Genomic DNA, 14,787 nt, shown 5'->3' with positions numbered 1-14,787 from the left:
GGCTCACGCGTAGTCGGCCACGACACGGCGCGCGGCGCCGTCCAGCGCGACAGCGCCGCCGTACGGAACGATCCACTGCGGCCGGGTGTGCCCGAACGGCACGCCGATGCACACCACGGCATCGGGGTTGTAGCGCTCCATCGCGGCGAGCACGGCATCGCGCTGCTCAGCGCGGATCCTGCGCCGCTCGCCCGCCTCCGGGATGACCTCGTGCGTGCTCGCCGGCGGCCGCGCGACCACGACGCCCGCGACGCGCTCCAGAAGCCCCCGCTCCCCGTAGGCGCGGAGCTGCTCCGCCACCGCCGATGCGGGTGTCAGCCGCTCGCTCGTCTCCAGGAGCAGGATCGTGTCATCCAGCAGCTCCGTCCGCGGGAACCGATCGGCGAGGGCGAGCTGGCAAAGGACCTCCACGCAGCCTCCCCACGTCGGACCCGCCCGGTGGACCGCAGGCCCCGCCCAGGTCCACGGGTCGGCGGGCTCGCGGTCGCCGAACCGGACGAGCGCGGCCGGATCCTCCCAGCGCACGCCGAAGTCCTCGGACGCCCCCGGCTCGTCGAGCTCGAGCCGCCCGCCGTCGAGCAGTGCTGCGCGCAGCGAGCGGGCATGGATCGGGTCCACCGCGGGCCCAGGACCGAGGTGCACCTGGGTCGAGCCGCCGTAGAAGCCCGCGATCCCGTTGCGCCACAGCCAGTTGAGGATGTTGGTGTTGTCGCTGTAGCCCAGGAACGGCTTGGGATCCGCCTGCGCGGCGCCCGCATCGAGGTGCGGGGTCACGAGGATCTGGTCGTCGCCGCCGATCGTGGCGATGATCGCCCGGATCGAGGGGTCGGCGAAGGCCGCGTTCACGTCGGCCGCGCGCGCCTCCGCCGACGCCCCGAGCATCCTCGTCGTGGGGAACTCGACCGGAATCAGCCCGGTGAGCTCCTCCAGCCGGCGCAGGGCCTGTTCGTGGACGGGGACCGAGACCGCCGGCGCCGCGAACGCGGGCGAGAGGACGGCGACCCGATCGCCAGGGCGGGCCTTGGGCGGGAGGAGCATCGCCCCAGCCTAGGCGGGCGGCGTGCTCGCACCCGACCGGGACACCCTCACCCGATCGGGTCGCCGGCCCAGCGCAGGATGCGGAGGGCACGCAGGGTGACCCAACGGCTGGGGAGGCCCTCCTCCTCGCCCTCCATGGCGAAGGACGTGGGACCGGAGTGCTCGTTCGCCAGCGTCCAGCGCCCGTCCGCACGGCGAGCGGAGCGCAGCAGCGCGAGCGCCTCCTCGCAGCGGGGGTCGGGCTCCGGGTACGTACGTCGCAGGTACTCCAGCCCGCGCACGACCTCGTAGTACCACCGCACCGGGTAGGACGCCATGGTGAACCGGGGGTCGATGACCGCCCCGGTGCGCCGGCTCAGGAACAGGCGTCGCTCGAGCAGGTACTCCTCGCCGGCCAGACGCGCGGCCCGCGACCTGACCGTGCCGCCCGTCGCCTGCTCCCAGTCCCGCAGCCCCTCGAGCACGCAGATCGTCGAGTGCAGCGACGAGACCTCCGCCCCGTACTCGGCCCGGCAGTTCCAGCCGCCGTCGGCGAGCTGGCCGTCGAGGAGCGTCCGGACAACGGTGTCGCCCGGCTCGCCGAAGGCGGTGGCGACGGTCAGCACGACCCCGTTGACGCACGGCTCCGTCTCGCCGTCGAAGTACGCAGGCGCCCCGGGCTGATCCCAGCGCACGTGGTCGCGCACGCGGCCGATCGCCCGTCGCACACGCGCATCGGCGGGATCCGCACCGAAGTCCGCCAGCTGCTGGAGGCTGAAGTGCGTCGCCGTCCAGGCGTCGTACATCGGACGCTCCCGATCGACCCAGCCCGGACGGTACACACCGCCGTCCCACAGCCCGTCCTCGGCCTGCAGCGCCAGCAGGCGCGCACCCCAGCCCTCGTCCGCGACCCGTGCGCGCTCCACGGCGACCGCCTCGGGCGCCGCATCGGCCAGATCCCGCATCGCCTGCCAGCGGATCGCGGGATCCCCCTCCATCAGGTACTCGATGACGTCCATGATGCGACGCTACCCGCGGGACCGCGCCCCGCGGGCACTCTCGAGGACCGGCGCACACGAACGCGGCGGCAGGATGCCGGGGACCACTCAGCTTTTCGTCCCTGACATCCCGCCGCCGCGGGTCTTGGTGGACCCGGCTCCTCCCCCGCGTCTCCGAGATCCTCGGGGCGGGGGAGGAGCCGGATCGCGTCTCAGGCGTTCGCGAGACGGTAGCGCAGCGAGGCGAGCTCGCTCGTCAGCGCTGCGGGGAGACGGTCGCCGAAGGTGGCGAAGAACTCCTCGGTCGAGTCTGCCTCACGGCTCCACGACGCGGTGTCGACGCTGAACAGCTCGGCGAGATCCTCGTCGCTCACCTGCGCGCCCTCGAGGTTGAGGTCCTCGATGCGGGGCAGGCGGCCGATCGGGCTGTCGACCGCGTCGACCTGCCCCTCGATGCGGCGGATGATCCAGTCGATGACGCGCGCGTTGTCGCCGAATCCGGGCCACAGGAACCGGCCGTCGGAACCGCGGCGGAACCAGTTCACCTGGAAGATCCGCGGCGCCTTGTCGAACCGGACCGCGCGACCCATCTTCAGCCAGTGCGCGAAGTAGTCGCCCATGTTGTAGCCGCAGAAGGGGAGCATCGCGAACGGGTCGCGGCGCAGCTCGCCGACCGTGCCCTCGGCCGCCGCCGTGCGCTCGGACGAGATGGTCGCGCCGAGGAACACGCCGTGGCTCCAGTCCGTCGCCTCGACGACGAGCGGGACGTTGGTGGCGCGACGTCCGCCGAACAGGATCACGTCGAGCGGCACGCCCTCAGGATCCTCCCAGTCCTCCGCGATCTGCGGGCACTGGGCGGCGGAGACGGTGAACCGGGAGTTCGGGTGCGCCGCGGGGCGACCGCTCTCCGGGGTCCAGGGGTTGCCCTCCCAGTCGATGAGGTTGGCGGGCGCCTCGTCGGTCAAGCCTTCCCACCACACATCGCCGTCCGGACGCAGCGCGACGTTCGTGAAGATCGTGTTGCCCCACAGCGTCTCCACGGCGGTGACGTTGGTGGACTCGCCGGTGCCGGGAGCGACGCCGAAGAAGCCCGCCTCCGGGTTGATCGCACGCATGCGGCCGTCGGCACCCGGACGGATCCAGGTGATGTCGTCACCGAGCGTCTCGACCTTCCAGCCCGGGATCGTCGGGCGGAGCATGGCGAGGTTGGTCTTGCCGCACGCCGACGGGAAGGCCGCGGCCACGTGGTAGGCCTTGCCCTCGGGCGAGATCACGCGGATGAGCAGCATGTGCTCGGCCATCCAGCCCTCGTCGCGGGCGAGCACCGAGGCGATGCGCAGCGCGAAGCACTTCTTGGCGAGGATCGCATTGCCGCCGTAGCCGGAGCCGAACGAGTAGACCTCGAGCGTGTCGGGGAAGTGCACGATCCACTTCTCGTCGTTGCACGGCCACGTGGTGTCCGCCTCACCCGGGGCGAGCGGAGCGCCGACCGAGTGCACGGTGCGCACCCACGGCGCGCCCTCCGCGATCTGGCGGACGACGGCGGTGCCGACGCGGGTCATGATGCCGATGGAGGCGACCGCGTAGGCGCTGTCGGTGATCTGCACGCCGATCTGCGAGATCGGGCCGCCGACGGGACCCATCGAGAACGGCACGACGTACATCGTGCGGCCGCGCATCGAGCCCTCGAAGATCTCGGTCATCTTCGCGTGCATCTCGGCGGGGTCCGCCCAGTTGTTGGTCGGGCCGGCGTCGATCTTCTGGCCGGAGGCGATGAAGGTGCGCGCCTCGGTGCGCGCCACGTCGCTCGGGTGCGAGCGGGCCAGGTAGGACCCGGGACGCCACTCGGGGTTGAGCTTGATGAGCTTGCCCTCGTCGACGAGCTCGTGCAGCAGGGCGTCGTTCTCGGCCGCGGAGCCGTCGACCCAGTGCACGCGGTCGGGCTGGGTCAGCGCGCGGATCTCCTCGACCCAGGCCGACAGCTCGGCGAAGGCCGGGGTGTCGTACTCGGGGGCCGCACCGTACTCGCGCACGAGAGCGAGCGGGGAGGTCCGCGGGGTGGAGGTCTCGGCGATTGCCATGGTCTGCTCCTTAAAGGTCGGGGCGTTGAACCCATCTTGCGCCAGTTATCGCCACTCTTTGAGCCAAAGCCGGCATCAAGAACATGGTTTCTTTCGCTAGTATCAATTCCATGGCCTCAGGACTCGAGCTCACGACCCTCGGACACCGCATCCGTCACCACCGCACGCGCAGCGGCATGACCCTGGACGAGCTGGGCGCCGCGGTCGGCGTCGCCGGATCGCAGCTCAGCCTCATCGAGAACGGGAAGCGCGAGCCGAAGCTCTCCCTGCTCCAGGCGATCGCCGACGCGACCGGCACCGAGGTGAGCGACCTGATCTCGGGCGAGCCGCCGAACCGCCGCGCCGCCCTGGAGATCGAGCTCGACCGGGCGCAGTCCAGCTCGGTGTTCCGCCAGCTCGGCATCGCCCCGGTGCGGGTGAGCAAGGGCATGCCGGACGAGACGATCGAGTCGATCCTCGGACTGCACCGCGAACTGCACCGCCGTGAGCGCGAGGCCATCGCCACCCCCGAGGAGGCCCGTCGCGCCAACACGGAGCTGCGCCTGAAGATGCGCGCCCTGGACAACCACCTGCCCGACATCGAGGCGCTCGCCGAGAAGCAGCTCAGGGCCGCGGGGCACTCCTCCGGAGCGCTCACGCACCGCACGGTCAGCATCATGGCCGAGCAGCTCGGCTTCGAGCTGCTCTACGTCGACGACCTGCCGCACTCCACCCGCTCGGTGACCGACCTGGAGCACGGACGCATCTACCTGCCGCCGGCCTCGATCCCCGGCGGCCACGGACTGCGCTCGATGGCGCTGCAGGCCATGGCGCACCGGCTGCTCGGGCACACCCCGCCCACCGATTACGCGGACTTCCTGCAGCAGCGGCTCGAGATCAACTACTACGCCGCGTGCTGCCTGATCCCCGAGACCGCCGGTGTCGCCTTCCTGCAGCAGGCGAAGAAGGACCGCAACCTCGCCGTGGAGGACTTCCGGGACGCGTTCGGCGTGACCCATGAGGCGGCGGGCATGCGCATGACCAACCTCATGACGACCCACCTCGACATGCGCCTGCACTTCCTGCGCGTGGACGAGTCCGGCGCCCTCACCCGCGTGTACGAGAACGACGACCTCCCGCTGCCGATGGACGTCACCGGATCCGTCGAGGGCCTCACCGTGTGCCGCAAGTTCTCGGCTCGCGCCGCCTTCAGCCAGCGCAACCGCACGACCGAGCACTACCAGTACACGGACACGCCGTCCGGCACGTTCTGGTGCTCGACGCAGACCGGATCCACCGATGGCGGCGGGTTCTCGATCACGGTCGGCGTGCCGTTCGACGACGCGCGCTGGTGGCGCGGCCGGGAGACCACGGATCGCGCGCAGTCGACCTGTCCGGACGAGGCGTGCTGCCGGCGCCCTCCTGCCGGCATCGCGGAGCGCTGGAGCCACAAGGCGTGGCCGAGCGCACGCGTGCACACCCACATGTTCTCGCCGCTCCCCCGCGGCGCGTTCCCGGGCGTCGACGACAACGAGGTGTACTCGTTCCTGGATCGGCACGCGGCGCAGTAGGAGGCACCGCCCTGCCTCAGTGCACCGACACGAAGTCGGCGTAGCGGCGCAGGGCCGCGGCCACGGCGCCGGGATCCGGGGCCTGCTCCTCGTCGAAGAGCTCGGCGACCGGATCCTCCCGGTGCCGGCCGACCGCCGCGGAATGCATCCACGCGCCGGCGATGCGCCCCGCGGTGAGCAGGCTCGCACGCACCATGCCGTTCTTGCCGGGCCCGATCAGCGCCATGCTGTCCGGCGATGCCACGGATGACCGGTCGGCGTAGGAGATGTAGTACTCGTCGAACATCGGCAGCGCGAGCGTCGCGGCATCGTCGGCGCCCGCCGCTCGCCGCGGACGGACCGCGCCGACGAAGACTCCGTCGTCCTGCTCCGTCACGCGTGCGCGACCGCGCTCCGCGGCCTCGCGGGCGACGGTGATCGGCAGCCCCGACCACCAGGCGAAGTCGTCGACGGTGGCGGGGCCGTGCCCGTCGATGAAGCGCACGAAGAACTCCGCGAGCGGATCCGCGGGCGGGACGCTCTCGGGGATCCATTCCTCGGCGAGCATGAAGAGCTGCTCGCGCGAGACCGCGTCGTCGCGATGCACGACCGGCCCCTGCACGAGGACGCCCCGCACGTTGAGGGCGTAGATGAGATGCACGCCGCGCTGACCGGACGGGTCGACGCCGATCTCGACGAGGTCGTCGAACAGCTGCGCCCTGGTGCGCCCTCCCCCGGCCAGCCGCTCCCGGAACGCGGCCTCGACCCGGGCGACCAGCGCGTCGTCGATGCCCAGCTGGCGCTGGCGCGAGGCGTCCTGACGGAGCTGCCGGTCGCCGGTCACGGACAGCACCCAGCGCACGTCCTCGGCGGGGATGACATGCAGCGTGCCCCGCATCGTGTGCGTGCGCACCAGCTCGCCGCGGTCGAACGCGGCGTCGACGGCGGCGAGCGTGGGCGCGCCGGAGGACCGGACGCCGAGCGCCCACCGGCCGGCGAGGAACTCCTGGGCCTGCACCGCGAGCATGTGCCGCGCGGCGGCCACGGGCGTGCGGGCGGGGGCGGTGAGCCGATGCGAGCGCAGCCGTTCGCGCAGGAGTGCCGTCATGCCCCCATGATGCCGCGCCGGACGGACATCCATCGACGGCGGCCCGAAGCACGATCGGTCGCAGGCCCGGTCCCTGCCACGAGACGGATCCCCGGCCGTTCCGATGAGTTCGCTATGACTGCGCTCAAGGACCCCGATTCTTGGACTTCTCTGTCAGCACGGCCTCGACGATGGTGCCATGGCAACCCTCACCACCCTCGCCCCGGCCACCCGGCGGTCTGCACCGCTGCGCCGACCGCAGCCGGAGCGCTGGCGCCTCGCCGCGGTGACGTTGATCTGGGCGACGAGCCTCTTCGTGCTCGCGCTCTGGGTGGCGGGCGCCGGCGTGCAATCGCTGCTCGCGCTCGACGGCGACTCCCTCACCACGCTCGGACGCCTCACGGGACTCGTCTCGGCCAACCTGCTGCTGTACCAGGTGCTCCTCATGGCCCGGATCCCGGTGTTCGAACGCGGCTTCGGGAGGGACGGCATCACGCGTCTGCACCGGCTGGTCGGGTTCTGGTCGTTCTGGCTGCTCATCGCGCACCTGGTGCTGATCACCGCCGGCTACGCGATCACGTCGCACACCGACGTGCTCGTCCAGGCGTGGGACTTCGTGTGGGACTACCCGGGGATGCTCCTCGCCACCGCGGGCACCGGGCTGCTGATCCTGGTGGTGGTCACCTCGATCCGCCGCGCCCGGCGCCGGCTGCGCTACGAGTCCTGGCACCTGCTGCACCTGTACGGCTACCTCGGCGTCGGCCTCGCGATCCCGCACATGCTGTGGACCGGGGCGGACTTCACCGCCTCCCCCGGCGCGACCGTCTACTGGTGGGCGCTGTGGGGCGTCACGGCTGCGGGCGTCCTGTGGTTCCGCGGGGCGGTGCCGCTGATCCGCAGCGCCCGCCACGGGCTCCGCGTCGTCGCCGTCACCGCCGACGGACAGGACGGGGTCTCGGTGCGCGTCGCCGGGCGCGCGGTGCACCGGCTCGGCGCCCGCGCCGGCCAGTTCTTCGTCTGGCGCTTCCTCGACGGCCCGGGCTGGACGCGTGGCCACCCGTTCTCGCTCGCCGCGGATCCGGCCGGCGGAGAACTGGTGATCTCCGCCCGCCGCGTGGGCGATGGGACGGACCGGCTGGCCGAGCTCCGCCCCGGGACCCGCGTCATGGTCGAGGGCCCCTACGGCCACATGACCGGTGAACGGCGCAGCGGATCCCGGCTCCTGATGATCGGCGCGGGAGCCGGCGTCGCCCCGCTGGTCGCCCTGCTGGAATCGGAGGCGTACGCCCCCGGGGAGGCGATCCTGCTGACCCGGGACCACTCGGCCGCGCACGGCCTGCGCCGCGCCGAGATCGACCGGCTCGCCGTCGAGCGCGGGCTCGTGCACTACACGCTGCACGGCCGGCGCGGGGGCACCGGCACGAGCTGGGTGCCCGCGACGCACGCGCAGTGGGACGGTGCGCAGCTGCTGCAGCGCATCGCCGGCGACCTGAGCCGCTACGACGTGTACCTGTGCGGCCCGATCCCCTGGATGGAGAGCATCCGCGCCGATCTGCGCCGGGCGGGCGTCGCACGATCCCGGATCCACAGCGAAGCGTTCGCCGTCTGAGACGCACGAGGAGAACATCATGAAGAAGATCGTCTACGCCGTCCTCGCCACCCTCACCGGGCTCGTGCTGCTGTTCAGCTACCGCACCTCGCTCGAAGCGGTCGCCCCGACCGCTGCAGGCAGCATCGCGCCCAAGACCACGACCGGCACGTCCGGCGGCACGAGCACGAGCGCGCCGTCCGCCTCGGGGACCGGGACCTCCGCATCCGCACCGTCCGGAACCTCTGCGTCCGGATCCTCCACGTCCGGATCCTCGTCCGGCGGATCCACGACGACGAGCGGACTCAAGGACGGCACGTTCACCGGCCAGGCGGCCGACACCCGCTACGGCGCGGTCCAGGTCGCGATCACGGTGTCCGGCGGACAGATCACCGACGTCTCGGTGCCGCAGTACCCGAACACCGAGCGCCGCGACGAGGAGATCAACGCGCAGGCGATCCCGATCCTCATCTCCGAGACCAAGAGCGCCCAGAACGCGCAGATCGACATGGTGTCGGGCGCGACCTTCACGTCGGACGGGTACACGCAGTCGCTGCAGAGCGCGATCGACCAGGCGAAGGCATGAGCGCCGCTCCCGCGTCCGGACGACGCTCCCCTGCGCGCCCGCTCGCGTCCCCGCACCGTCACGTCCGCACCGCCGAGCTCATGGGCACGGTCGCGAGCGCGCACGTGCTGACCGTCGGCTCCCCCGCCGACGGGGCGGCCGAGCGGATCTCCGCGGCCCAGGACGCGGCGCTGGACGAGCTCCGCCGCCTTGACGCGCTGTTCTCGCCGTTCCGCTCCGACTCGGAGATCTCGCGGCTGCGCGACGGCGGCCTGTGTCTCGAGGACGCGGATCCGCTGGTGCGGGAGGTCTTCGACGCGTGCATCCGCCTCGCCGCGGCGAGCGGCGGACGCTTCGACGCCGCACGGCAGGGCTGGTTCGATCCGACCGGCTATGTCAAGGGCTGGGCGGTCGAGCGCGCCGCGGCGCACCTGACGCCGCTGCTCGCGGAAGAGGGGGTGGTCGCCGCGGGGCTCTCCGCGGGCGGCGACATGCAGCTGCACACCGCGCCCGGGGCGGACTGGACCTGGGACGTCGGCATCGTCGACGCGCGGCGTCCCGGCGCGCTGCGCGCGCGCATGCCCCTCCGCGACGGGGCGGTCGCGACCTCCGGCCCCGGGGAGCGCGGCGCCCACATCGTCGATCCGCGCACCGGCGCACCGGTCGCCGACGCCGCCACCGCGACGGTCATGGCGAAGCGGCTGAGCGACGCGGACGCCTGGGCCACGATCGCGGTGGTGGCGGGGTTCGACGACCTGAGCTGGCTGCGGCAGGCACCGGACACGTCCGGGATGATCCAGGCACCGGACGGCCGGATCCGGCGGTGGACGCACGGCGTCGAAGTCGGCCCGTCCGCGGACGCGCTCCTCACCGTCGGCGGCTGACCGCCGCGGGAAGGCGCAGCAGGAACGTCGTGCCCGCCGCCGTCGTGCTCTCCAGGGCGATGGATCCGCCGTAGCGCGTCGCCACGTCGCGCACCAGCGCGAGCCCCAGGCCGAAGCCGCGCCGGCGCCCCGTCTCGGGCCCGCGCGCGAACCGGGTGAAGATGCGATCCCGCTCACCCGCGGGGACGCCGGGTCCCTGGTCCGTCACGCGCACCTCGACGACCGCCGCGCCGACGGCGACCGCGGAGATCGCCACCGCCGTACCGTTCGGGGCATGCTGCACGGCGTTGTCGAGCAGCGCGGTGCACAGGCGTGTGAGCGTCACGGCGGGCACCGCGACGGCGAGCTCGGCAAGGCTCCCGGCCTCCAGGTTCACGCCCGCGCCGTCTGCGATCGGCCGGACCAGCTCCATCGCCTCCCGCGCCGCGTCGGCCGGGTTCGACACCGCCTGCTCGACCGGCTCCTGGTCGGCCTGGGCCGCGAGGAGGAGCTCGGTGAGGATGTCGTCCATCGCGGCGGCGTCCTTGCGCAGCCGGCCGAGGGCGTCGCCGATGTCCTCGCCGCGGGCGACGCGGCGCTGGAGGATCTGCACCCGGCTGGACAGGGCCGTGAGCGGGGTGCGCAGCTCGTGGCTCGCATCGGCCACGAAATCGCGCTGCGCCTGCAGCGCCACCTCCAGCGGGGCCACGGCCCGGCGGGCGGTGAGCCACGCGATGATCCCGAGCACCGCGACGCCCAGGATCCCGAGCACGATCACCCAGGGCAGCACGCGATCCACGTCGACGACGACATGGTCGGGATCCCGCAGCTCGAAGCCGCCCGGCCTCGACCCCGCCGACACCGGATCCCCGCCCTGCGGCCGGGACGTCCCGAGGATCACGGCGACGAGGATGCCGACGCCGGCCGCGATCACGACGGCCGACGCGATGCCGGTCCACAGTCCGATCTGACGCGCCGAGCGCCGCACGCGCGCGCGATCGGCCGAGGCGCTCACGCCGCCCGCCCTTCAGCCATGCCGCGCTCGGTCATGTCGGATCCCCGGCGCGGTAGCCGCGGCCGCGGACCGTGTCGATCATCTCGGGCGTCGTCTTGCGCCGGATGTAGTGCACGTAGGTGTCGACGGTGCCGACCCCGTCCGCCGAGGAGAAGACGCCGCGGAGGATCTCCTCACGGCTGAAGACGCGCTCCGGGCTCGCGGAGAGGAACTCCAGGAACGCCGCCTCCGTGGCCGTCAGCGAGACCCGCAGGCCGGCCGGGGAATGCACCACCCACGAGTCCGGGATGAAGATCCAGTCGCCGATCGTCCTCCGCCGCCCCTCCGCCTGGAACCCCCGGCGAAGCGCCCTCAGCCGGGCCAGCAGCTCGTCGAAGTCGAACGGCTTGGTGAGGTAGTCGTTCGCGCCCGCATCGAGACCCTCGACCCGGTCCGGCACGGCGCCGAGGGCGGTGAGCATGAGGACGGGCGTGGTGATCCTCGCCGTGCGGATCGCGCCGACGAGGCTCGCTCCGTCCATGCCCGGCAGGCGCCGGTCGACCAGCATCACGTCGTAGCGCTCGTCCAGCGCGCGGCGCAGCGCCACCGTCCCGTCGGTCACATGGTCGACGAGGTATGCGTCGCCGAGCACCTCGAGCGTCATCTCGGCGATGGCGGCGTCGTCCTCGACGTAGAGCAGCCGAGGTCGCGGGTCGGTCATGCGGTCCTCCTGTCCTCAGGATCGCACCACACCGCTTCCAAGACGAAGCCCAGAAACGCGCCGCCCCCTGGATCCGTCCGGATCCGTCTATTTCTGCGGAACTGCGGCTCCGGGGCCCCGAAAGCCGCAGTTCGGCAGAAATAGACGGAAGGAGGGGGACGGTTTGCGGCCGGTCAGCCGTGCAGGGTCACCTCGCGGCGCACCGGCAGCACGATCGGGTGGGATCCCGCCATCACCTCGAGGACGCGGATGACCTGGCTGGAGTAGCCGTACTCGTTGTCGTACCAGACGTAGAGGATCACGTCGGTGCCGTTCGCGATCGTCGCGAGGCCGTCGACGATGCCGGCGCGGTGCGAGCCGACGAAGTCGGTGGAGACCACCTCGGGCGACTCGACGTAGTCGATCTGCTGGCGGAGCTTGGAGTGCAGCGACACGCGGCGCAGGTAGTCGTTGATCTCGGCCTTCTCCGCCGGACGCTCGAGCGTGAGGTGCAGCACGGCGAGCGAGACATCGGGCGTGGGCACGCGGATCGCGGATCCGGTGAGCTTGCCGGCGAGCTCCGGGAGCGCGCGGGCCACGGCCTTCGCGGCGCCGGTCTCCGTGATCACCATGTTGAGCACGGCGGAGCGGCCGCGGCGATCGCCCGAGTGGAAGTTGTCGATGAGGTTCTGGTCATTCGTGAACGAGTGCACGGTCTCGACGTGCCCCCGGACGATGCCGTACGCCTCGTCGACGGCCTTGAGCACCGGCGTGATCGCGTTGGTGGTGCAGGACGCGGCGGAGAGGATCCGGTCGGCATCCTCGATCGTGTCGTGGTTGATGCCGTGCACGATGTTCTTCAGCTCGCCCTTGCCCGGGGCCGTGAGCAGCACGCGTGCGACGCCGGTCGACTCCAGGTGGCGGCTGAGGCCGGCCTCGTCGCGCCAGCGGCCGGTGTTGTCGACCACGATCGCGTCGTGGATCCCGTAGGCGGTGTAGTCGATCGCCGCAGGGTCGTCCGAGTAGATGACCTGGATCCGCGTGCCGTTCGCGATGATCTGCGAGTTCTCCTCGTCGACGTCGACGGAGCCCTCGAACCGGCCGTGCACGGAGTCGCGCAGCAGCAGCGAGGCGCGCTTGACGAGGTCGTTCTCGGCCCCCTTGCGCACGACGATCGCGCGCAGGCGCAGTCCGCTGCCGCCGCCGGTGTGCGCGATGAGGATGCGCGCGAGCAGGCGGCCGATGCGCCCGAAGCCGTAGAGCACCACATCGGTCGGCTCGGCCGGGGAGGCCTCGCTCAGCGCCGGGGCGAGCTCGGTGCGGAGCCGGTCGACGAGGCCCGCGACGTCCCCCTGCACGGACTCGGCGAGGCGGCCGACGTCGAGCGAGGCGGCCGAGGGCGACAGCTGCCGAAGCGCCTCGAGCACGGCAAGCGTGTCCTCGAGCGCCAGCTCATCGTGGCCGAGGGCGGCGACCCGCTCGTGGACCTCGAGGATCTCGGTGGTGCCCAGCCCCAGCAGACGGTGACCGTGCAGCGACGTCACCACGTCTCGCTCGCGGTTCAGGCCGCCGATCAGCGGGATCATCCGCTCGGCGAGTTCTTCTCGGGCCTTCCAGTCGTCGCGGCGCGCGGCGAAGTCGTTCATCAGCGTCCTTGCAAGCACATGCGCCAGGGATGAGTGGCGCGGAATCGGGAGGGGCGGATCCGCCCTCTCCCAGGCTAGGCGCCGGCCTCGCGCCGATCCGCCCATTCCGGGTCGCAAGAAATGCGCTTCTTGACGCCAGGCTGAAGCAGAGCCCCGACATGTCCTCGGCGGCCCAGGCAATTGCGCGGGATCCTCCGTGGATCGCGCACGGCGGCGCGCCGGATCCGCTCGTCCTCGATCATCTTCGTTTTCGTCTACACTGGTGGAATAATGAATGGGACACCGCGCGGCGACGAGGCCGATCTCCTCCTCCACGGCGGGCGGATCCGCACCTTCGATGCGCAGGGCTCCGTCGTCGACGCGCTCGCCGTCCGCGCCGGCCGCATCGTCGCCACCGGCAGGGACGCACTCCGGCTCCGGGCGGCGCAGACGCTCGACCTCGACGGTCGCACAGCGATCCCCGGGGTCAACGACGCGCACCTGCATGCCGCCTGGCTCGGCGCGCGCTGGCCGCACCTGTTCTTCTCCGAAACCCCGCCGCACGAGCAGCCGTCCGGGCGGCTCGTCCACACGCAGGAGGAGCGCCGTGACGCCCTTCGCCGCGCCTGGCGCCTGCTCGCCGAGCTGGGCATCACGAGCTACACCGAGCCGGGGATCGGCCCCGGCGAGGACGAGGGCGAGACCGGCTGCTTCGGCACGGCGATGATGGACGCCTACCTCGAGCTGCACCGCGCCGGATCCCAGACCGCCCGCGTGACCCTGCTGCGCCTGTTCGGCGAGCTGGACGGCACGGCGGACCTCGCGGCCTTCGAACGCGGGATCCGCACGCCGAAGCCGGACACGGATCTGCGCTGGCTCGCCGTCACGGGCGTCAAGATCTTCGCCGACGGGATACCGCCCATGAGCACGGCCTGGGTCAGCGCGCCCTACCCCGACGGAACGACGGGCGCGCTGCTGCCGCGGGGCGCCGACGGCGCGCTGCACGCCTATCGGCGGATGATCTCGCTCGCGCTCGAATGCGGCGAGCAGGTCGCGGTGCACGCCACGGGCGACCGCTCGATCGAGGAGTTCCTCCGTGTGCTCGAGGACCGGCCGGCATCCGGATCCGCCCCGCACTACGTCGTGCACGCCGACCTCGCCTCCGCCGAGCAGATCGCGCGCATGCGGGCGGTCGGCGCCGGATTCGCGGTGCAGCCGCTCATCGCCGAGCACACCCGCGCCTGGGCCGGCGCGCAGCTGGGCCCGGCCCGCGCCGCGGCGGCCTGGCCGCTGCACGAGATGATCGCCTCCGGGACGCTCACGACGATCACGAGCGACGCCCCGATCGCGACGCCCGATTGGCGGGTCGGGCTCGACGCCTCGCTCGCCCTGCTCGACCGCGACGACGCCGGCACGCGCGAGCAGCTGCTGCGGCGCGTGACCGTCGACCCGGCCCGCCAGGACGGCGCCGACTCCTGGAAGGGCACGCTCGAGGTGGGCAAGGTCGCCGATGTCGCCGTCCTGGACGAGGACCCCGCCGAGCCCGGTCGCGCGATCGCCGCCATCGGGATCTCCCGCACGATCGTCGACGGCCGCACGGTGTTCGCCGCCGACCGCTGACCCCCGGTCGCCGAGCCCCGGTCGCTGAGGCACTCGAAGCGACCCCCGCGCCCCCTTCGGTCGCTGAGGCACTCGAAGCGACCCCCGTCCCTTCGAGAACCTCACGGACCAACCCACACC

General features: G+C 72.3%; 12 protein-coding genes. 5 read left to right on the top strand and 7 right to left on the bottom strand.

Annotation, left to right across the window (positions count from 1 at the left end; all coding sequences use genetic code 11):
- Positions 1–3 precede the first annotated feature (3 nt).
- The 3 genes from RL72_RS13115 to RL72_RS13105 all read right to left on the bottom strand — a co-directional run bounded on the left by RL72_RS13115 (position 4) and on the right by RL72_RS13105 (position 4,096).
- A complete protein-coding gene (locus RL72_RS13115) occupies positions 4–1,038 on the bottom strand; it encodes a S66 family peptidase (RefSeq protein WP_045251314.1) in 1,035 nt (344 codons plus the stop codon).
- A gap of 47 nt (positions 1,039–1,085) precedes the next feature.
- Complete coding sequence (locus RL72_RS13110) at positions 1,086–2,036, bottom strand: hypothetical protein (protein WP_045251313.1); 951 nt, start codon at positions 2,034–2,036, stop codon at positions 1,086–1,088.
- 191 nt (positions 2,037–2,227) lie between these two features.
- Positions 2,228–4,096, bottom strand: a complete 1,869-nt coding sequence (locus RL72_RS13105) for a phosphoenolpyruvate carboxykinase (GTP) (protein WP_045251312.1) — start codon at positions 4,094–4,096, stop codon at positions 2,228–2,230.
- Positions 4,097–4,206: 110 nt separating this feature from the next.
- On the opposite strand from RL72_RS13105, the gene RL72_RS13100 reads away from it, so the two are divergent.
- Entirely contained in the window at positions 4,207–5,646 is a 1,440-nt protein-coding gene (locus RL72_RS13100) for a helix-turn-helix domain-containing protein (RefSeq protein ID WP_045251311.1), read from the top strand.
- Positions 5,647–5,662: 16 nt separating this feature from the next.
- Here RL72_RS13100 and RL72_RS13095 read toward each other — a convergent pair whose 3' ends face one another.
- Complete coding sequence (locus RL72_RS13095; RefSeq protein ID WP_045251310.1) at positions 5,663–6,733, bottom strand: winged helix DNA-binding domain-containing protein; 1,071 nt, start codon at positions 6,731–6,733, stop codon at positions 5,663–5,665.
- A gap of 178 nt (positions 6,734–6,911) precedes the next feature.
- Here RL72_RS13095 and RL72_RS13090 point away from each other — a divergent pair, with 178 nt between their 5' ends.
- Genes RL72_RS13090 through RL72_RS13080 form a run of 3 tightly spaced genes read left to right on the top strand, consistent with a single transcriptional unit; the run spans position 6,912 to position 9,749 of the window.
- Complete coding sequence (locus RL72_RS13090) at positions 6,912–8,321, top strand: ferredoxin reductase family protein (RefSeq protein WP_045251309.1); 1,410 nt, start codon at positions 6,912–6,914, stop codon at positions 8,319–8,321.
- Positions 8,322–8,340: 19 nt separating this feature from the next.
- A complete protein-coding gene (locus RL72_RS13085) occupies positions 8,341–8,886 on the top strand; it encodes an FMN-binding protein (protein WP_045251308.1) in 546 nt (181 codons plus the stop codon).
- The gene (locus tag RL72_RS13080; RefSeq protein WP_052674412.1) at positions 8,883–9,749 is read left to right on the top strand and encodes an FAD:protein FMN transferase; all 867 of its coding nucleotides are present in this window, start codon (positions 8,883–8,885) and stop codon (positions 9,747–9,749) included. Before RL72_RS13085 ends, RL72_RS13080 begins: the two co-directional genes overlap by 4 nt.
- Here the strand turns inward: RL72_RS13080 and RL72_RS13075 are convergent.
- The 3 genes from RL72_RS13075 to RL72_RS13065 form a co-directional block, all read right to left on the bottom strand.
- On the bottom strand, positions 9,733–10,743 hold the full coding sequence (locus tag RL72_RS13075) for a sensor histidine kinase (RefSeq protein ID WP_045251307.1): 1,011 nt from the start codon (positions 10,741–10,743) through the stop codon (positions 9,733–9,735). The genes RL72_RS13080 and RL72_RS13075 overlap by 17 nt on opposite strands.
- A 31-nt stretch (positions 10,744–10,774) precedes the next feature.
- Positions 10,775–11,443, bottom strand: coding sequence for a response regulator transcription factor (locus RL72_RS13070; RefSeq protein ID WP_045251306.1), 669 nt, complete (start codon positions 11,441–11,443; stop codon positions 10,775–10,777).
- Between the two features lie 173 nt (positions 11,444–11,616).
- Positions 11,617–13,068 carry a glyceraldehyde-3-phosphate dehydrogenase gene (locus RL72_RS13065; protein WP_045251305.1) on the bottom strand — a complete coding sequence of 484 codons (1,452 nt, stop codon included), beginning with the start codon at positions 13,066–13,068 and terminating at the stop codon, positions 11,617–11,619.
- A gap of 270 nt (positions 13,069–13,338) precedes the next feature.
- On the opposite strand from RL72_RS13065, the gene RL72_RS13060 reads away from it, so the two are divergent.
- Complete coding sequence (locus RL72_RS13060) at positions 13,339–14,667, top strand: amidohydrolase (RefSeq protein ID WP_052674410.1); 1,329 nt, start codon at positions 13,339–13,341, stop codon at positions 14,665–14,667.
- Positions 14,668–14,787: the final 120 nt, after the last annotated feature.

Origin of the sequence: Microbacterium azadirachtae, from assembly GCF_000956545.1 — a bacterium.
Taxonomy (GTDB): domain Bacteria; phylum Actinomycetota; class Actinomycetes; order Actinomycetales; family Microbacteriaceae; genus Microbacterium; species Microbacterium azadirachtae.
The sequence above is the reverse complement of the archived record's forward strand: the minus strand, read 5'-3'. Positions and strand labels throughout refer to the sequence as shown.